At 36.8% G+C, this 17,987-nt stretch carries 19 protein-coding genes; 8 read left to right on the top strand and 11 right to left on the bottom strand.

Annotated features, from left to right (window positions below; genetic code table 11):
- Positions 1 to 167: 167 nt before the first annotated feature.
- From ACFJIZ_RS02680 to ACFJIZ_RS02645, 8 genes are all read right to left on the bottom strand, one after another.
- Entirely contained in the window at positions 168 to 713 is a 546-nt protein-coding gene (locus ACFJIZ_RS02680; protein ID WP_379090423.1) for a DNA adenine methylase, read from the bottom strand.
- Entirely contained in the window at positions 683 to 1,294 is a 612-nt protein-coding gene (locus ACFJIZ_RS02675) for a DNA adenine methylase (RefSeq protein WP_379090421.1), read from the bottom strand. The genes ACFJIZ_RS02680 and ACFJIZ_RS02675 overlap by 31 nt, the downstream gene beginning before the upstream one ends.
- Before the next feature lie 68 nt (positions 1,295 to 1,362).
- Positions 1,363 to 2,289, bottom strand: a complete 927-nt coding sequence (gene miaA, locus ACFJIZ_RS02670; protein ID WP_379090419.1) for a tRNA (adenosine(37)-N6)-dimethylallyltransferase MiaA — start codon at positions 2,287 to 2,289, stop codon at positions 1,363 to 1,365.
- 1 nt (position 2,290) lies between these two features.
- Complete coding sequence (locus ACFJIZ_RS02665; protein ID WP_379090417.1) at positions 2,291 to 2,917, bottom strand: hypothetical protein; 627 nt, start codon at positions 2,915 to 2,917, stop codon at positions 2,291 to 2,293.
- A complete protein-coding gene (locus ACFJIZ_RS02660) occupies positions 2,878 to 3,132 on the bottom strand; it encodes a hypothetical protein (RefSeq protein WP_379090415.1) in 255 nt (84 codons plus the stop codon). Before ACFJIZ_RS02660 ends, ACFJIZ_RS02665 begins: the two co-directional genes overlap by 40 nt.
- Positions 3,133 to 3,195: 63 nt before the next feature.
- Positions 3,196 to 3,501 carry a hypothetical protein gene (locus ACFJIZ_RS02655; protein ID WP_379090413.1) on the bottom strand — a complete coding sequence of 102 codons (306 nt, stop codon included), beginning with the start codon at positions 3,499 to 3,501 and terminating at the stop codon, positions 3,196 to 3,198.
- 66 nt (positions 3,502 to 3,567) lie between these two features.
- Positions 3,568 to 4,656, bottom strand: a complete 1,089-nt coding sequence (locus ACFJIZ_RS02650) for an MBL fold metallo-hydrolase (protein WP_379090411.1) — start codon at positions 4,654 to 4,656, stop codon at positions 3,568 to 3,570.
- Positions 4,657 to 4,818: 162 nt separating this feature from the next.
- Entirely contained in the window at positions 4,819 to 5,283 is a 465-nt protein-coding gene (locus tag ACFJIZ_RS02645) for a YMGG-like glycine zipper-containing protein (protein WP_379090409.1), read from the bottom strand.
- A gap of 380 nt (positions 5,284 to 5,663) precedes the next feature.
- Here ACFJIZ_RS02645 and ACFJIZ_RS02640 point away from each other — a divergent pair, with 380 nt between their 5' ends.
- On the top strand, positions 5,664 to 5,849 hold the full coding sequence (locus ACFJIZ_RS02640) for a hypothetical protein (protein ID WP_055133765.1): 186 nt from the start codon (positions 5,664 to 5,666) through the stop codon (positions 5,847 to 5,849).
- 138 nt (positions 5,850 to 5,987) lie between these two features.
- Entirely contained in the window at positions 5,988 to 7,373 is a 1,386-nt protein-coding gene (locus tag ACFJIZ_RS02635) for an MBL fold metallo-hydrolase (protein WP_379090407.1), read from the top strand.
- On the opposite strand, the gene ACFJIZ_RS02630 is transcribed toward ACFJIZ_RS02635, so the two are convergent.
- From ACFJIZ_RS02630 to ACFJIZ_RS02620, 3 genes are all read right to left on the bottom strand, one after another.
- A complete protein-coding gene (locus ACFJIZ_RS02630; RefSeq protein ID WP_379090405.1) occupies positions 7,370 to 7,708 on the bottom strand; it encodes a hypothetical protein in 339 nt (112 codons plus the stop codon). The genes ACFJIZ_RS02635 and ACFJIZ_RS02630 overlap by 4 nt on opposite strands.
- Positions 7,709 to 7,739: 31 nt before the next feature.
- Positions 7,740 to 8,270 (bottom strand): DUF4199 domain-containing protein, encoded by a 531-nt coding sequence (locus ACFJIZ_RS02625; RefSeq protein ID WP_379090403.1) that lies wholly within the window; start codon positions 8,268 to 8,270, stop codon positions 7,740 to 7,742.
- A gap of 109 nt (positions 8,271 to 8,379) precedes the next feature.
- Positions 8,380 to 8,772: a response regulator transcription factor gene (locus ACFJIZ_RS02620; protein WP_379090401.1), complete on the bottom strand. Its 393-nt coding sequence runs from the start codon at positions 8,770 to 8,772 to the stop codon at positions 8,380 to 8,382.
- A gap of 171 nt (positions 8,773 to 8,943) precedes the next feature.
- On the opposite strand from ACFJIZ_RS02620, the gene ACFJIZ_RS02615 reads away from it, so the two are divergent.
- The 6 genes from ACFJIZ_RS02615 to ACFJIZ_RS02590 all read left to right on the top strand — a co-directional run bounded on the left by ACFJIZ_RS02615 (position 8,944) and on the right by ACFJIZ_RS02590 (position 17,939).
- On the top strand, positions 8,944 to 11,355 hold the full coding sequence (locus ACFJIZ_RS02615) for an MG2 domain-containing protein (protein WP_379090399.1): 2,412 nt from the start codon (positions 8,944 to 8,946) through the stop codon (positions 11,353 to 11,355).
- Between the two features lie 338 nt (positions 11,356 to 11,693).
- Positions 11,694 to 12,140 carry a hypothetical protein gene (locus ACFJIZ_RS02610; RefSeq protein ID WP_379090397.1) on the top strand — a complete coding sequence of 149 codons (447 nt, stop codon included), beginning with the start codon at positions 11,694 to 11,696 and terminating at the stop codon, positions 12,138 to 12,140.
- A 31-nt stretch (positions 12,141 to 12,171) separates the two neighbouring features.
- Entirely contained in the window at positions 12,172 to 13,740 is a 1,569-nt protein-coding gene (locus tag ACFJIZ_RS02605) for an alpha-2-macroglobulin family protein (protein WP_379090395.1), read from the top strand.
- A 26-nt stretch (positions 13,741 to 13,766) separates the two neighbouring features.
- The gene (locus ACFJIZ_RS02600) at positions 13,767 to 15,293 is read left to right on the top strand and encodes a hypothetical protein (RefSeq protein ID WP_379090393.1); all 1,527 of its coding nucleotides are present in this window, start codon (positions 13,767 to 13,769) and stop codon (positions 15,291 to 15,293) included.
- 84 nt (positions 15,294 to 15,377) lie between these two features.
- Positions 15,378 to 16,007, top strand: a complete 630-nt coding sequence (locus ACFJIZ_RS02595; protein WP_379090391.1) for a phosphatase PAP2 family protein — start codon at positions 15,378 to 15,380, stop codon at positions 16,005 to 16,007.
- Between the two features lie 549 nt (positions 16,008 to 16,556).
- Positions 16,557 to 17,939: an exonuclease domain-containing protein gene (locus tag ACFJIZ_RS02590; protein ID WP_379090389.1), complete on the top strand. Its 1,383-nt coding sequence runs from the start codon at positions 16,557 to 16,559 to the stop codon at positions 17,937 to 17,939.
- Positions 17,940 to 17,987: the final 48 nt, after the last annotated feature.

Below are 17,987 nucleotides of genomic sequence, written 5' to 3'. Positions count from 1 at the left end.
TGATAATCGGCTCACGTTTAAGCTGCTATAGAGCGTTCAAATTATCCAATTTACACTGGCGTTACAATTCTATCAAAGCGAGGAAAAAGATGTGCAGGATTTGGCACAAAACGTACTATACAGTATAAAAGGCAGATATTTATATTGTATGACTGACTAAATTTTCTTTATTTGTTCGTTATAATCAAATGTTTAACTGCCCTGTTATTTCTACCCCTAACATTATAGGTATAACTCTTATCAAAAGTTAACATTTTCACTTTTGGATGTGTATATATTTTACGAATAAATTCTGTTTCCTTAATAACCACCATCCATTGTGCTTTGGTTTTAATTAAAAATGAAGCCAATCTTTGTTGGTCATTTTGGGTAAATGCACTTTGGTCATATTCTGAAAATTCGCTATCGTATGGTGGATCTAAGAAGATGAAATCTTTTGGTTTGAGGTCAAGCTGTTCCAAAAACGCTTCAAAATCAAGATTGAACATCTCTGCATGCTCAAACAGGTCGGTTATGCCATCCCTGAAAATTTTCCCTGCCTTGTGCCTAAATTTACGTTTATTGTAAGCAATACCTCCATAAGGGATATTGAACTCGCCTTTGTTGTTGAACCTGAACATAGAGCCATAACAAAACTCCCTTACAAAATACCAGTTTGCCGCCGCTTTGGCAGGTTGAAGTACTACTGTTTGTTTGTATTGTTGATTGAGCAACTTCCTAAAAAATAGATAAACTCCACTCCTGATCCTGTTTCGAAATGAGATTCTAATTCTGCAGTGTTAAATTTCCTAGATTCCTTTTTACAGATATTTCTGATTCTTCTAGCCTTATCTGCGATACTTGCCAGGAACATCTTCTTGAACAAGGCAATATTAATGACAAAATCTTCTTGGTTAAATACCAAACTAGATTTCAACACCAAGGTCAATTGTTTCAATAGCAATTCATTGAAGTCGGCAGCCTCACTAACGCCTTGTATATATTTTTTAAAGGCAGCAGCACATCTCGACCATAACTGCTCATTGATTGTCTGCAGTTCGTCCCAAGCCTCTACATACTTATAAAGTTCGATTTTAAATTCAGGCTGTCTGATCTGTCTATAGAAATTGATCAGGTCAGTACTTTTGTCGTTAATAAATGATTTCCCTTTAGGTTGCAATGCGAAAAATACACCCCCACCACCAAAAAATGGCTCAATATACCTATCAAACTTTGGAATGTGATTGGCAAATGAGGCAAATTCATCATACTTCCCCCCTGTCCATTTTACAATTGGCCGCAACTTTTTATTCATTAACTCTATGTTTTAAGGCATTCAAGAACTCGCAATAAAGCTCTTCTATTTGCGCAACGAATATGCGATTATTTTAAATCAAATTTACGTGCCACCAACCGAATTGCTTCTTCTTTTAAATTGGGGTCATCAGCATTGAGCCAATTAATCGTTACACCATCCTTTTCCATTTTCCTAAAAAAGGTCATCTGTCGCTTGGCAAACTGGCAAATGGCGATACCCAAACGTTCTTGAAGTGTAGCAAAATCAAACTCGTTGGCCAAATAGGATACAATAAATTTATATTCCAGGCCATAAAAAGTCAGCATCTCTGTACTAATTCCAGTTGCAATTAAATTTTCAACTTCTGCTATCAAACCATTTTTCAATCTAAGATCCAATCTTTCCAGTATTTTTCTTCTTCTGGTTTCTACCTCACTTGAAAGACCGATAACCAAGGGTTCAATCTCAGGCCTTGCAATCTTCTCTAAGTTATTATACTTTAAAAAAGCTGCAATTTCTATGGCCCTGATCAATCGCTTTGACGAAGAATAATCGGCCTGTTGTCTCAATTCAACCGGATAAGTAGTTAAATATGTCTGCAACTGTTCTTTGCTCAGGTTTTGCAGCTCCAGTCTTAAATTTTCGTTTACAGGGATTGCAGTCAGCTCATGGTTCTGCAAAACACTGTGTATATACATTCCTGTACCTCCACAAAGGATGGGTAGCTTATCGTGGCTACGGATTGTATCATAAGCTTTATAAAAATCCTCCTTAAAAGCATTGACCTGGTATTTTTCTCCAGCTGCTTTGATATCGATCAAATGATAGGGAATACTTTTACCATTCAATTCGTATTCCTCCAGGTCTTTTCCCGTCCCTACATCCATCCCTTTAAAAACCTGTCTGCTATCTGCACTGATCACTTCTCCATTAAAGTGCATAGCCAAGGCTACAGCCAGTTTGGTTTTTCCGGCGGCTGTTGGTCCAAGTACTACAATTAAGGGGTTAGACATTTTAAAAATATAGGTGATATTTTAAGTTTCCAGTATTGAACAGTTTGAAATAACCATTCGCTGCTAAAAAATCGTCCAAATTTAAAACATTTTGCGCTTCAAAAGCCGACAATATGGTTTTTGGCAAGCGATGTGGAAAATAACGTACCAATGTTGTCGCATTTACGTATAGAATTCCAGGGGATGTTGCAGCACTAAATGTAAATCCTAATTTATCATAACCTTTGCCCAAAGACCAATCTCGATCGGCATAAGTCATCAGGTCGTTTATTTTGAGCTGTTTACTAAAATGCTTGATCAACTTGCTCAGACCACCAACGATGGTCAATCCATCTTTTGAGGCAAAACGCACCAATTCTGCGGATTGATAATCAGCGCCCTTGCTTTTCATTGGTCTGGCATCGCTAAAGCTGGCTACTGCAATTAGCGCTCCATCTGTTACCAAGCCATAACTATATTTTGCCCTTACATAACCTTGTAAGTGGTAGGTATCAAAAAAATTTAGGGTCTGTTTTTGATCGAGTGTTTCGATCTTGGCCTTTCTGCCATGAAAGCTTTTGTTTAGGCCTAGAAAAGACCTGAAACGACTTAATACCTGATTCTTTTCGAAAGCCAAACATCCTCCCAAAGGTGTACCAAATGCTGTCCTCGTTCTTGGTATTCTTCTTGAAGGGCAATAAGTTCGGCAGGCACAAAATGATGGACAACAGCAATAAGATGGATAAAAAAATGTGTATTGCAGGCAATAATAGCATAAGGTGCAGCAGGAAGGATTTGCGCCTGATGGTCAAAATCCTGCACAGTTAAAAAAACATCTTCTTGCCACAAAGGATTTAAACCCACCCTTTTTGTTTATAAAGTGTAAAACCAGCTACAAGTGCATCATCGATCTTGGCCATCAATACATCATCCAATTTTTTGATGTGAAAACACGATTTGCCCTTTAACAATTTCAGCAGATCTGGATGAAAAATCGCTTTGATCTTCTTCTTCCACATACGCGGGCATAAAATAAAAGCCAACGTGTCCTTTAAGTATCCTTACGCTAGCAAAAAATACGGCATCTTTCTCCCTCCCTTCTATGTCCACGTTTTTTTCACTCCACAACTCATAGTTTGTCTCACTATTAACTTTGGCCGTAAATCCATTGGCTGTATAAGGCTGAAGACTTGCCCTAATGGTCTGAAAAATTTCTACAAAGTCTGTTTTCATGACTGGTTGTTTTATGGTGTTTTTTTAACAACACTAATTTAATACCAATTGTTCACTTAAAAGAAATTATAAATTCAACCACCATTTATCCGTTGGGTTGTTTTCTCCTAAAGTGAAAGATTGCCCTAATCGAGGTGTTATTATGGGCAAATGAAGTTCTTCAGATTTTTTAACTACACGTTTGATGGGTTCGTCCCAATCGTGTAAAGCCAATTTATACTTGCCCCAATGTACGGGCATCAACACTTTTGCATTCAGGTCTATACAAGCTTGGGCAACCTCTTCTGGAAACATATGGATAAATGGCCACATTTTGTTGTATTGCCCACATTCTAAGATGGCCAGATCAAACGGACCATAGGTTGTACCTATACTTTTAAAATGGTTGTCGTAACCAGAATCTCCACCAAGGTAGATATTGTTATTTTTTGTTTTGAGTACAAACGAAGACCATAAGGTTTGGTTCCTTTTAAATAACCTACCCGAAAAATGTCTGGCCGGCATCGCCGTGAAACTGGTATCTGGCAAAGGCGACGTTTCTTCTCCCCAAGCCAATTCGGTAAGCTGACTTGGCTTTACTCCCCAATATTCTAAATGGGCACCTACGCCCAAAGAAGTAATGAAATGAGTGGTCTTGTCTTTCAAGGCTAAAATCGAGGCATAATCCAAGTGGTCATAATGGTCGTGTGTGATCAGAATAATGTCCAAAGCGGGAAAATCTGCTGGTTGTATAAAGTCAGTGCCAGCAAATCTTTTGGTTCCCATAAATTGAAAAGGCGAAGTCCGCTCACTAAATACAGGATCAACCAGAATGCTTTTACCATCAACCTGAATCAGGTAAGAAGAATGCCCAAACCAGGTGATCTTTAAATTTTCTGAGTGGTTCAAATCAGGTTCAACATGGGGAAGTGCTTTTTTGGGCGAACCATTTTCATTTCCTTCTATCATTTTCCGAATCATTTGCCAATAGGAAGCATCATCAGCTTTTGGCGGTGTATGCGATTCGTTTTTCACCTCACCATCTTTATAATTGGGGAGATTTTTAATACGTTGTAATCTTTTCTGAACTGGATGTTTTCCAAAAACCGGAAGATTTAGGATGTATATTACAGTTAACACTATGACAACAAGAATGATTGCCCAAGAATAGCTCATCTTCAAAATAATTTAAGCTACAATGATAGATACAATTTTATTAGCCAACAATTAAACTACCTGTAAAAGCTATCCCAACTGCATAATTTGACAATTGTAGGTACAAAAAAGCCCAGACATATTATCAAATGTCTGGGCTCTATCCTTTATAATTAGGTATAATTAATTTTTCTTTTGTACCCTACCACTTTTTCTATCTTGTGCTCTACCAATGGCATAACCAGCACCTGCACCAGCCAAGCCACCTATAATTGCACCTCTACCATCTTTTTTATCAATCAATATACCACCCAATGCGCCAACACCAGCACCAATTGCGGTACCTTTAGCGGCATCACTCCATCCTTTTTTCTTGTTGGCAGTTGCAGTTCCACCAGAATAGGTTGTGCTAGACCCACTAGAAGTATATACTGTATTTGCACGTTTAGCAGCAGCTAGCTCTGCTTGGTGTTTTTCTTCAACCAATCTTTGTTTCTCTGCAACTTCTGCTCTTCTAAAACTGTCTAATTTTAAACTGTCTTTAACAGCAGTTATTGCCTGTTGTTTTGCCAGAGCCTCTTCTTTGGCTCTATTGCCACATGAAGCTAAAACTGTAGCCAATGCAACGATTGCGAATATCTTTTTCATGTCTGTTATAGAATTTAATTAATATGTAAACAACATAGAGAAAAAATGATGCCAAGATTGAGAATTGTGGAGAATACTTTTTGTAACAAGCATTAAACTACGCCTGTAGGATTATTACACAACAACGATAAAAATCCTTTAATTTTCATCAAAAAATGCGTATATTTGCACAACGGAATATCAATATGCTATTCTCTTAAATACCTACGAAACAATTTAAAATTGTTTCAGCATTCCAATCTTTAGCAGGCCGTACCGTTGTCCTGCAAGATAAAACAGATGTCTTGATCACCTTTCATCCTTAACTATTTCTAGTTAAAAACAGATCAACAACAGGTAAAACCAGAGAACAGTCGGTTTTTTAATTAATACAATTTAATATGGCAAAGTCTCAGGCTACTTTCATGAAAAAACAGTTAGAGAAAAATAGACAAAAGAAAAAAGAAGAGAAATTAGAACGTAAGCAAGAACGTCAACAAAACTCTACAGGTGGAGACCTGGAAAGTATGATGGCCTACGTAAATGAATTCGGAGAAATTGTTTCTACACCTCCAGAAAAGAAATAATCAAGTCTACAACTCCCGCCCAAAACCGCGGGAGTTACAATTCTCTCCCTCAAAAATCTTGATCATTTCTTAGCCTAACAACTATGATTTAGGGCTAAAAAATGATATCTTGCCCAAAGCTAAGGAAAGTATTTATACATGAAATTAACCATTTGGGGAGCTGCCCAGCAAGTTACGGGCAGCATGCATCTGTTACAACTAGACAACTACTCGATACTTATTGATTGTGGCCTAGATTACGAAAAAGGAACCTATCAAGAAGAAAACCAGCATTTTCCATTCGACCCCGCAACGATAGACCTGGTTATCTTAACACATGCACATATCGACCATTCTGGAAACTTACCTACCTTATTGCGAATGGGCTTTGAAGGCCAGATTTTGTGTACTTCTGCTACCGCAGACCTAGCAGAAATTCTACTGTTGGATTCTGTGAATGTATTTTTAGGCAAACAGCAAAAAAAATCAAAATATAGAAAAGGACGTTCTGGTCCGCAACCCCTATACCTTCAAAAACACGTAATGGAAACCGTTGACCGCTTCGTTACGATTGGTTTTAACAAACCTTTTCAAATTAACGGAGCTATAGCGTTGACATTTATACCTGTTGGACATTTACTAGGTGCGGCAGCTGCAGTATTGAGCGTTATAGAAAATGGTATCACCAAAAAAATTGCCTTTACAGGTGATATCGGCCGAAAAAACTACCCTGTGCTCACAGACCCTCAACCATTGCCACAGGTCGACTATCTCGTTTCTGAATCTACTTATGGTGGCCGATTTCACAGTACAGATACCACTTTACAAGAAAAACTGATCCAAACCATCGAAGAAACCTGTATCAAAACACCAGGAAGGTTAATTATACCGGCATTCAGTATTGGCAGAACCCAATCTTTGGTATTTACTTTAAATCAGATCTTTAGTAAAGGACTATTGCCTCCGGTACAAATCTTTGTAGATAGTCCATTGGCCAATTTTGCAACCGATATCTATCGCAAACACCACGAATTGGTGAGTGATGAGGCCAAGGAATTTTACCAGACCAAAGGTGACCAGTTTGAATTTGAGAACTTGGTTTATGTGCACGACCGGAAGGAAAGCCTTTCCATCAGCAATTATTTGGAACCTTGTATCATCATCTCTTCTGCAGGAATGTTAGAAGGAGGCAGAATCCAAGACCATTTATACTACAATATCCAAAACTATTATTGTACCATCTTATTTATCGGGTATTGCGCCAAAGGGACCTTGGGCGATCGTTTATTACGTGGTGATCCTATTGTGCGTTTGCGTAACCGCGACCTGATGGTTTATGCCGCCATCAAAAAAACTGACCTATTAAGTGGACACGGGGACCATAACGATTTGGTGCATACCATTCAACAACAAGACCCTCAAAAGCTCAAAAAGGTATTTTTAGTGCATGGTGAGCTTAAAAATATGAACATCCTGGCAACTGCACTTACAGCAGAGGGTTATCAAGTCCAAATCCCAGAAAAAGGTGAGGTAATTGAGCTTTAGATTACCAAAAAGACGTTAAACTTTGCGTTTCTTATCGGCTGGCCTTTTATCGACAATGTTTCTCCTTTATAGTCGCGCATTGGTCTAATCACAAATGGTTCATCACTTTTATCAAATTCATCAAAAGCCAATTTTAAGCGATCGATATAAGTATCTGCCTTAACTCTCCATTTTTTATTGTTATACCAAAAATAAGCAAAAGTGTTCCTGGTGTCCCCTTTTAGTTTACCATCAAGCCTGATGTAGGCTATATTCGCTTTTTTTAAAGGTTCTACCGCTTTTTTATAAAATGTTTTAAAGTCTTTAAATTCTGGGATAACGTTGGTCTCACTCATTGCTTTCAATTTTGGCGCAATTTACGATATTTTACACGATAGCTGTAGCCTGTTTTCTTTTTAGAATCAATGCGCTTAACAAAGTAATAATTATCCCCACTGGTAAAATTTCCATATAAGTTAATAAAATCACACCAATTGGGGTTTTATACATCTCTTTGTAATCTTGCATCTCAGCAATCTGCTGATTGATTTCTACCGTTGTTTTTCCAGCTGCTCTTGCCTGATCAATCACATGTGCGGCATATTTTTCCATAAAATCTGGTATAAATCCGTAATAGGCAATCAACCATGTGATTACATAAATGCTAGACGCAATAAAAGCGATTAAAATCCCAATTTTAAAGGCCTTTCCAAAACTGATCACACCTTGATTAAACTTGTCTCTATAATTTTTAATGCCCACAAAAATAAAAGAGAAGGCCAATATCATGAGGGTAAAACCCATTACCATGTTACCGGAGAAGTCTTTGTTGTTGTAACATTGCACTGCTGAAACGATCAACATCGAGCTGGCGATCAAACCAGATAATAATCCAAAAATGAGTATGTTCTTTTTCATAAAAAATTTAATTTATCCCACAAAGTAAGTTCATGGGTTCTACATAGGCTTCATACTTTTGGGTGATTTTTATCAAAAACAGGTCTTTACTACTAAAGTATGAAGATCTTCAGGAAATCAGCGCTAGTTTTTTGGCCTTTTCAATGGCTTGGGTCCTTCGTTTTACATCCAGCTTCTCGAACAAACGGCTAATGTGGGTCTTAATGGTATTTAAAGAAACGAACAACTGATCGGCAACTTCTTGATTACTCAGCCCTGTGGCCATCAACTGTAAAACTTCCAACTCTCTTTTGCTCAGGCCAAGCGCATCAAAAGCAGATTGGTTAAATTCAAATCCATTCATAATGACTTCTCTTTCTATCACTTTGGTTTCAATTTTAAGCTTGCTGAGTTTTAAGGCCAACCAAATGCCCAACATTGTAAATATAAGGGCAATCCCACCTGCATAGTACTCGAACGAATGTTGCATGATGATGAAGCGGATTTCTAACCATCTTACCAAAATTATCAATATAGCAAGGCTTGTTCCGTATAAAAAAATCTGTTTATATCTTTTAAAATGCATAAAATCTAGTCGCATATTCTTGTAAATTGCCTTGTGGCTTAAGAATTTTATTTTGTCAAAAATATGGAATTTCAACAGTTACCACATCCTCTTTTAAATTTAGCAATTATGAAGAATTTTATACGTCTCTCTCTATTATTTGTTTGTATTTTCCTATTTCATTCCAATGCCTTTTCGCAAAAATATACTGTTAACGATTTTTATAAGATCGATTCACTTGCAAACGCTGCACAGCCAAAAAATGCATTGGCGCTAATCAATAAGATTAACAATCAGGCTCGAGCCGAGGGCAATACCACCTTATTGATCAAATCTGTCATCTATAGAATGCTTTTCCAAAGCTATTTGGAAGAAGATGCATTTACCAAAATTCTAACTGACCTAAAGCAAGATATTGGTTCAGCCAAACAACCAGAAAAAAGCGTATTACAATCATTATTAGCCGAAACCTATTGGAAATACTACCAACAGAACATGTATAGGATTTCAAATCGTACCAATGTACAAGGCAATATTGGTGATGACATTAAAACATGGTCCAATCAGAAACTCACTGAAGAAATAACGGTTACTTTTTTGGCGTCGCTGGCCCAAGCAGACTTGTTACAAAATGTAAAAATGGGTGCTTTAAATGACATTTTAATTGGCGATAAGCAGAACAGGATTTTAAGACCAACCTTATACGATTTGTTGGCACATAGAGCTATTGATGTTTTTGCTTACAATCAAATGGGGATCACACCTCTTGATAATGGTACTGTTGAAGTTGTCTATCCATTGGGTTTTACCGATTCGCATACATTTTTAGCCATAGCTATTCCACAAAGTGATAGCAGTTCTACGTATCTTAAAACATTAGGCATTTTTAGAAATCTTTTAAAATTTCATACCGAACATAAAAATTTAGCGGCATTGGCAGATGCTGATCTAAAAAGACTAAAATTTATCTACCAAAACAGTACCAGCGTCGATAAACATAAGGAGTTTTATAAAGCATTAGAATCATTAGCAAATCAAATCAAAAACACCGAAATCTATGCAGATGTGCTGTACGAACAGGCGGTGTTGATCAGAAATGCCCAGTTGCAGGTAGACACAAGCAATTTAAATCTGGTTAAGGCAGTTGACATTGCAAACAGGGCCATAAATGCATACCCTACAAGCATAGGTAGCCAAAATTCCAAAAATCTGATTCAACAGATCAAACGCCAAGAGCTTAGCATTCAAGTCAAAGAAACGATAATTCCTGATCGGCCGGCACAAATTCGCTTTACCTACAAAAATTTAGACACGCTCTATTTAAAATTATATCAAAAACCTGCAACAAGCAACAGGTACTTTGAACTAAATGACAAACAACAATACCTTAATTTCTTAAAAAACAATAAATTGCTTAGAGAATGGATCGTTATTCTACCTCAATCAATAGATCATCAAACACATACTCTTATTGATAAAATTGACAAGTTACCTGCAGGTTCTTATGTAATTTTCGTTCAAGGTTCAAAAGACAATCCCACAGAAAGCACTTTAAATTATGCCAACTTTAAGGCATCTAATCTGGCCATTACCAATCGCCTATCAAAAAACGGAATGCATGAGTATTTTGTAAAAGATAGCAGAACAGGTTATCCTTTAAAAAATGTTGTCATCCATCAAAAAGGGACAAAGTATTATGCGGGTAGAAACGAAAACATCAATGGGGTAAGTTTAAAAACAGATGAATTTGGCTATGCAGAAACCAACGAAATCACAAATATACAAAAGGCATTAGTGATCCACGAAAGGGATTCGACATATATCGATATCGAAAATTATAAATACGATGAAAATGAAATCCGGAAACGAGTCATCTTATTTACAGACCGTCCAATTTATCGTCCTGGGCAGACCATTTACTACAAAGGACTTTATATTATCAATGAGCATGATAAGAACAGCATCCTTACTGCGCAAACAATGCACATCGGTCTATACGACACCAATGGTGGGAAGATTGAGGAAACAAAGGTAACCACTAACGAATTTGGCACTTTTCAAGGTTCATTTACTATTCCTACTGGAAAGTTAAATGGATCGATGAGGTTACATACTGATTTCGGTAGCATTTTGGTTCAGGTAGAAGAATACAAAAGGCCAACATTTGAAGTTAAATTTGACAAGTTAAATCAAAAATATAAGCTAAACGACAGCATTAAATTACAAGGTGCAGCACAAACTTTTTCTGGTTATGCTGTTTCAGGTGCCAAGGTAAAATATACAGTTTTTCAGAGGGTCATTACAAATTATAGGTTTGACAGGTATGCCTACCAAAACCCAAAACAAATTGCTATTGGCAGCACAACAACAAAAGCGGATGGCAAATTTGAACTTGGCTTTTTTGCAAAATCAAACCAACCACAAGAAAATTATACTTTCGATATCAAAGTTGAAATTACCGATCTCAATGGTGAAACCCGTACCAATACACAAAGTTTAAATGTGGGTAAAAAAGACATCACTTTAATCTACCTCTATTAGGTCAACTATTTTTAAAAGAAAAAACAGATAGTTTATCTTTTTTAATTCTTAACCTCAACAACGAACGAATCAAGGCCAATTTAAAGGTAGAATGGCAATTACTTAAAGCACCTGAAAGGTTAACGACCAAAAGTCCGTTTTATGCAGAAAAATACAGCTTAAGTCGTGAGGATTTCATCAAAAACTTTCCAAATGATGATTATGACAATGAAAGCGAACCTACAAAATGGCAGGTAAAGCGCTTACAGTTTAAGCAAGATCTTCAGGTAGCGGATGGAAAGGGAAAGCTTAACCTGAACAGTAAAGATCTTCCAGCTGGTTATTATAAAGCCAAATTTATGGCTATAAATACACTAAATGACACGATTACGCTCGAAAAAATTGTACGGATCTATGGAGCTGAAGCTGTTTCCATCCAAAACAATGCAGAGTGGCTCGTTACTGAAAAAAATGTAATTACACCTGGCGAAAGTGCTATTTTTAGGATAGCTGGATTAGCTCCAAACACCAAAGCCTATTACGAAGTATATTATAGAAACCAAGTTTCGAAAAAAGTATGGTTAACTCTTTCGGATAAACAGGAAATCATACAAATTAAACCTGAAAGCAATTTTAAAAATGATTTTGCCGTACAATTTACAATGGTCTATAATGGCAACATCTATAATTCAATCCAAAAAGTAAACATCGTTGATGCCAGCAAACAATTAGAAATTAAATTTTTGACCTTTAGGAATAAACTTCAACCAGGGGAAAAAGAGAGCTGGAAATTACAGAATCAGTAACAAGCAGGGCGAAAAACAAATTGCCGAGCTGTTGGCCACTTTATATGATGCTTCTCTTGATGACCTGAAAAAAATGGATTGGGAAAGCAATATTCAAACTGCTTACAACTACGATTCTTATAACTGGCGGTTAAATCTATTTAATCTTGCTAATGGAAGGAATCTTTGGTTTTTGAGAATAAACAATCAAGGTTATTTCGCTCAATTAAATCGAACTTACGAAACCCTAAACCTTTTTGGCTTTAATTATTATGGAGGATATAACAGCGGTTATCGAGACTATCTGAATATGATCCAAAATGTAAAAAAACAAGGATTGAGTGAAGAAGCAATCAAAAAATTAGCCGAACTTAAAAAAGGTAAAACAGTACATGGTCTAATTATGGACAATATGGGCCTTATTATTCCGGGAGCGACCATAAAAGTTGGTAAAACCACAACAACCTCCGATCAATACGGAGTTTATAGCATCAATGCCAAAGTTGGTGATCAAGTCCAGGTTATTCTTATAGGTTACGAAGTCAGGACGATTATCGTTGGCCAAAACAAAAGACTCGATATTAAATTGTTTAGCGAGAATAATTCATTAGCGGAAGTTGTTGTAACCGGATTTGGAAATAACAATAAGAATGATATGCAAAGATCAATGGCTGGTGCTATTGCTACGATACGTAGTGATACGCAAGCTAAAGAGTTTGTTGCACCACCTTATAGCGTAACCGAAGAAAGTGTTGTATATACTTTTGCAAGCATGGAAGGTTATGACGAAAAATCTAAGACCTATCTGATCAATGGCAAACCGGTTACAATGCCTAAAGCAGTTGAAGTGCGTTCAAACTTTAACGAAACCGCTTTCTTTTATCCGCAGTTACATACCAACGAAAAAGGCGAGATTACTATCGAGTTTACCGTTCCACAATCTCTAACTCGATATAAGATGATGGGGTTTGCGCATACCAAAGACTTAAAAACAACTACTGTTACAAACGAGTTGATCACTCAAAAACAATTGGCTATCTCTGCCAATGCACCAAGGTTCTTTAGAGAAGGAGATACCATTCTATTTAGTGCAAAATTGAATAACCTATCTGGTTCAAAATTAAAAGGTGAAGTACTTCTAGAATTACGTGATGCATTAACTGGCAAACTGATTAAAATCTTAGCACCCAATGCTAAATCAGAACTTTCTTTTGAAATTACAAATAGTGGCAATGAAGCATTAAAATGGCCATTGATCATTCCATCGGGTGTCGGTGCCATCAGCTACAAACTTATTGCCCAGTCTGGAAAATACAGTGATGGCGAAGAAATGACCATACCTGTGCTGCCAAATTCTATGTTGGTGACAGAAAGTATGCCTTTAAATGTACGTGGCAATACCACCAGCACATTTAACATGGAAAAACTGTCTAAATCGGGTAATTCTAAAACTTTGCGTAATCAATCTTTAACCTTCGAATTTACCTCAAATCCAATTTGGTATGCCATACAGGCCCTTCCCTATTTAATGGAATATCCCTATGAGTGTGCAGAACAGACTTTTAGTCGTTTTTATGCCAATAGCTTTGCCAAAGGATCATCAACAGTTCTCCAAGAATAAAACAGGTATTTGACCAATGGAAACAAATGGACAATGGCAATGCTTTGTTATCAAACCTTGAAAAGAACCAAGAACTGAAATCTATTTTACTGGAAGAAACGCCTTGGGTTAGGAATGCGAATAACGAGACTGAGCGCAAAAAAAGATTGGCTGTTTTGTTCGATCTAAATAGAATGACCTATGAGCTCAAAAACAATTTCGAGAAACTAGAGCAAATGCAAAATGCAAATGGGTCTTTCTCTTGGTTTAGTGGCATGAACGAAGACCGTTACATTACCCAACATATTGTTTTGGGTATGGGACAACTTAAGAAATTGAAATTAATTGCTGAAAAAGCTTATCCAAATTTTGATAGAATGCTCAACAAAGCAGTCTCTTATTTAAGTCAAAAATTAGTTGAGGATTATACGAAAGAAATCAAAGGGAAAGGTTATGCTTATCTTCCATTACATTATCTGTATGCTAGAAGTTACATTACTTTAAAGAATAACAACCCGAATTATAATAAGGCCTTTGCCCATTATATAGAAAAAGCACTTACAGACTGGAAAGAAATGGACATTTACCAACAGGGACAAGTGGCTTTGGTTTTACATAGAAATGGGAACAATGCTGCCGCGCTTAAAATAATCGGACTATTGAAGCAAACTGCACAACAAAGCAATGAGATGGGAATGTACTGGGCAAATAACCGCAATGGTTGGTGGTGGTACCAAAGTCCAATAGAAACACAATCACTTTTAATAGAAGCTTTTGATGAGGTTGCTGCTGACCTAAACGCTGTAGAAGAGATGAAAATATGGCTATTAAAAAATAAGCAGACCAATGATTGGAAAACAACCAAAGCCACAACTGCTGCCTGTTATGCCTTGCTGAACAGAGGATATGATTTATTAAGTGAAACAGCAGCACCAGAGATTTTGATCGGCAATCAGACTTTAAAAGATTTAGGCTTTGCCAACAACGCAAAGGAAGCAGGAACAGGTTATCAGAAAATAACAATAGCCGGTACCAATGTTAAACCAGAAATGGGCAAGGTTGAAATCAAGAACACCAACAAAACTATAGCATGGGGCAGTTTATATTGGCAATATTTTGAGCAATTGGATAAAATAACACCAGCAGAAACAGGTGTAAAAATCAAGAAACAATTGTTTCTGCAAAAACAATCTGCCAAGGGAGATGTACTTACACCATTAACGGCAAACAATGTGCTTACTCCTGGCGACCTCTTAAAGATTAGGATCGAAATTTATTCGGACAGAGACATGGAATACGTACACCTCAAAGATATGCGTTCGGCTGGACTTGAGCCCGTAAATGTAATTTCGAAGTATAAATACCAGGATGGTCTGGGTTATTATGAAAGTACAAAAGACGCCAGCACAAACTTTTTTATCAGTTACCTCAGCAAAGGAACTTATGTTTTTGAATATGCATTGCGTGTAACACATGCCGGAAATTTCTCTAATGGAATAACCTCTTTACAATGCATGTACGCACCAGAATTTAGCACTCATTCTGAAGGAGTTAGATTAACTGTAAAACCTTAGTTAGGGTTTTGCAGTTAATCTTTAAGGTTTAGACTTCTAATCTTTATCTTAGTGCAGAACAATAATCGTATTACAATAAATCCAATGCTAAAAAAGAACAATATCCTCATCTGCCTATTTGCATTGATCATTAGTTTTATATTGCTCAGTCTGTTTGTGGCGCATCATCCTGTGCCAGCTATAGACCTTAAGATTTCTCTATTTATCCAAAAATACCATTCTGATTTAATGGATAAAGTGATGTTGGCCATCAGCTTTTTTGGTGAGTTGCCTTTTTCTTTATTAATGGTAGTGGTGGTAGCGGCAATATTCTATTTCTTTAAGTTTAAAAGAGAAGCCTATTTTATCACTTCTATATTACTCTCTGGTCTGATTATTTTAGGCATCAAAAATATAATCGATCGGCCAAGACCTACCGAATTTTATGTGCGTTTAGTAGAAATCAATAGGTTTCAAAGTTTTCCAAGTGGGCACGTACTTTCTTACGTTCTTTTTTTCGGATTTATGATTGTTCTAATGCGGACGTTAAAGACCATTCCAAAAATGACAAGAAATATTGTTACCTACATTTCTGCATTTTACATGGCTACCATTGCATTTTCGAGAATTTATTTAGGCGCACATTGGTTTACAGATACCTTAGGTGGATTTATTCTAGGATTGATCTGCCTATTCCCTTTATGTTATTTCTATTTCAAAAAGAAACGGGAATAAAGCCGAAGCCCATCCCCGTTATTAAATTAACGCTCTCGTATATATAGACGAGCTATCTTGTAAATTATTGTATCAATCTGTTATTTTATTTGCGAGCAAGGTTCAAAGTGACACCAGCAAAAGTGCTATTGCTAAAGAGAAAAAGCCTTTAAAAAGAAACAGGGATAAAGGCTAGGCCTATATCCCCGTTATCTAAATTAACGCTCTCATTACATAGATACACTTTAATATTTAGAATCGGGTAATTGTCACATTTTTTTTTCAAAAAGCCCTAAAAAATGAGACGGAGATAAAGCTATGCCCTATCCCCGTCATCTAAATTAACGCTCTCGTATATATAGACGATGCATTTAACGATTTATTATATCTACTTGCATTTTTTTATCTTTTATTCCCCCTAGTTGTAAATTTAATTCTGGACCTATATTAAGATTAAGCCATCCCGCTCCAAATAAACAAAATCAAAAAATTTGCTCCCTCAAATAAAAATTAAACCAGTGTTTAATTACTAATATTTTTAGCATATATTTGTTTAATCATTTGATCATTATGTTGTATGCAGTTGTAGATATCGAAACCACCGGAGGTTATGCCGCATCTCATGGCATTACCGAAATTGCTATACACATCCACAATGGGCAGGAGATTATTGAAAGTTATGAAACACTGATCAACCCCCATCAGCATATTCCAATCTACATCCAAGCCTTAACAGGAATAGATGATGAAATGGTAGCTTCCGCACCAGATTTTAGAACAGTAGCCCCGCAGATCTACGAATTGCTACACGATAAAATATTCGTTGCACACAATGTCAACTTCGATTATTCATTTATTCGCCATCATCTGGAGGCTTGTGGCTACACCCTCCATAATAAAAAGCTTTGTACTGTTCGGTTAAGTAGAAAGTTGTTTCCTGGTTTGACCTCCTATAGCTTAGGCAAGCTTTGTACAGCTTTGGCAGTTCCTTTAAACAATAGACATAGAGCAGGTGGCGATGCCAGTGCAACTGCTCTTATTTTAAGCATGCTGATCCAAAAAGATACTGATGGTTTGATTGAAGATACCTTAAAAAGAAGTTCTAAAGAACAAACATTACCCCCCAACCTACAAAGGTCAGAGATAGATAAACTGCCCAATACGCCAGGCGTCTACTATTTTAAAGATGAAAAGGGCAAGGTGATTTATGTAGGAAAAGCGAAACAATTAAAAAAGCGTGTCTGTACTCATTTTAGTGGGCATAGCATTAGCCAACAACGACAAAATTTCCTGAGAACAATTCACAGCATTGATTTTCAAATCTGTGGCACAGAGCTGATGGCTTTTATTTTAGAAGCTGCAGAAATCAAAAAACTTTGGCCAGAAAACAACAGGGCAATGAAACGTTTTGAGCAAAAGTATTCGCTCTATCATTTCGAAGACCAAAATGGATACATCCGTCTAGGTATCGATAAATACAGGAAAAATGGTACTGTACTTTATAGCTTCAACAATCTATTAGAAGGACATCAGCTGTTAAGGACTATAGCAAGCGAACATCTGCTCTGCGAAAAACTATGTTTTATTCAAACCCATAGAGGTGCCTGCAGTTTATATGTTGATGGTGGATGTCAAGGTGCTTGTATAGGCGAAGAAAGTGCAGAAGAGTATAACGATCGGGTAGCAGCCGCCATGAAACAGCTACAAGACTTGCTGCCCTCTTTTGTACTCATAGACAATGGGAGGTCTGAAGAAGAAAAAAGTTGTGTATGGGTAGAAAGAGGAAAATTCTATGGCATGGGTTACATTTCTGAGTATAGCGACATCAATGACCTTGAAACCTTAAAATCTGCCATTACACCCTACCCTTCAAACGACTATATCATGAACCTAATTTTATCACATAGCAGTCAGTATCCTCAAAAAACCATTCCATTAACTATAGCGGTTTAAATCAAATTGTTCACTAATCAGTAAAAAGTACTATTTTAAGTAGGGATT

Source organism: Pedobacter sp. UC225_65 (assembly GCF_042698365.1).
GTDB lineage: Bacteria > Bacteroidota > Bacteroidia > Sphingobacteriales > Sphingobacteriaceae > Pedobacter.
Note: the sequence above shows the minus strand (reverse complement) of the source record. Positions and strands in the feature narration are given on the sequence as shown.

Coding starts and splice junctions, on each gene's coding strand:
- ACFJIZ_RS02675 (WP_379090421.1), bottom strand. CDS start 1,294: ATGAATAAAAAGTTGCGGCCAATTGTAAAATGGACAGGGGGGAAGTAT.
- miaA (WP_379090419.1), bottom strand. CDS start 2,289: ATGTCTAACCCCTTAATTGTAGTACTTGGACCAACAGCCGCCGGAAAA.
- ACFJIZ_RS02655 (WP_379090413.1), bottom strand. CDS start 3,501: ATGAAAACAGACTTTGTAGAAATTTTTCAGACCATTAGGGCAAGTCTT.
- ACFJIZ_RS02650 (WP_379090411.1), bottom strand. CDS start 4,656: ATGAGCTATTCTTGGGCAATCATTCTTGTTGTCATAGTGTTAACTGTA.
- ACFJIZ_RS02645 (WP_379090409.1), bottom strand. CDS start 5,283: ATGAAAAAGATATTCGCAATCGTTGCATTGGCTACAGTTTTAGCTTCA.
- ACFJIZ_RS02640 (WP_055133765.1), top strand. CDS start 5,664: ATGGCAAAGTCTCAGGCTACTTTCATGAAAAAACAGTTAGAGAAAAAT.
- ACFJIZ_RS02635 (WP_379090407.1), top strand. CDS start 5,988: ATGAAATTAACCATTTGGGGAGCTGCCCAGCAAGTTACGGGCAGCATG.
- ACFJIZ_RS02630 (WP_379090405.1), bottom strand. CDS start 7,708: ATGAGTGAGACCAACGTTATCCCAGAATTTAAAGACTTTAAAACATTT.
- ACFJIZ_RS02625 (WP_379090403.1), bottom strand. CDS start 8,270: ATGAAAAAGAACATACTCATTTTTGGATTATTATCTGGTTTGATCGCC.
- ACFJIZ_RS02615 (WP_379090399.1), top strand. CDS start 8,944: ATGAAGAATTTTATACGTCTCTCTCTATTATTTGTTTGTATTTTCCTA.
- ACFJIZ_RS02610 (WP_379090397.1), top strand. CDS start 11,694: ATGGCTATAAATACACTAAATGACACGATTACGCTCGAAAAAATTGTA.
- ACFJIZ_RS02600 (WP_379090393.1), top strand. CDS start 13,767: ATGGACAATGGCAATGCTTTGTTATCAAACCTTGAAAAGAACCAAGAA.
- ACFJIZ_RS02595 (WP_379090391.1), top strand. CDS start 15,378: ATGCTAAAAAAGAACAATATCCTCATCTGCCTATTTGCATTGATCATT.
- ACFJIZ_RS02590 (WP_379090389.1), top strand. CDS start 16,557: ATGTTGTATGCAGTTGTAGATATCGAAACCACCGGAGGTTATGCCGCA.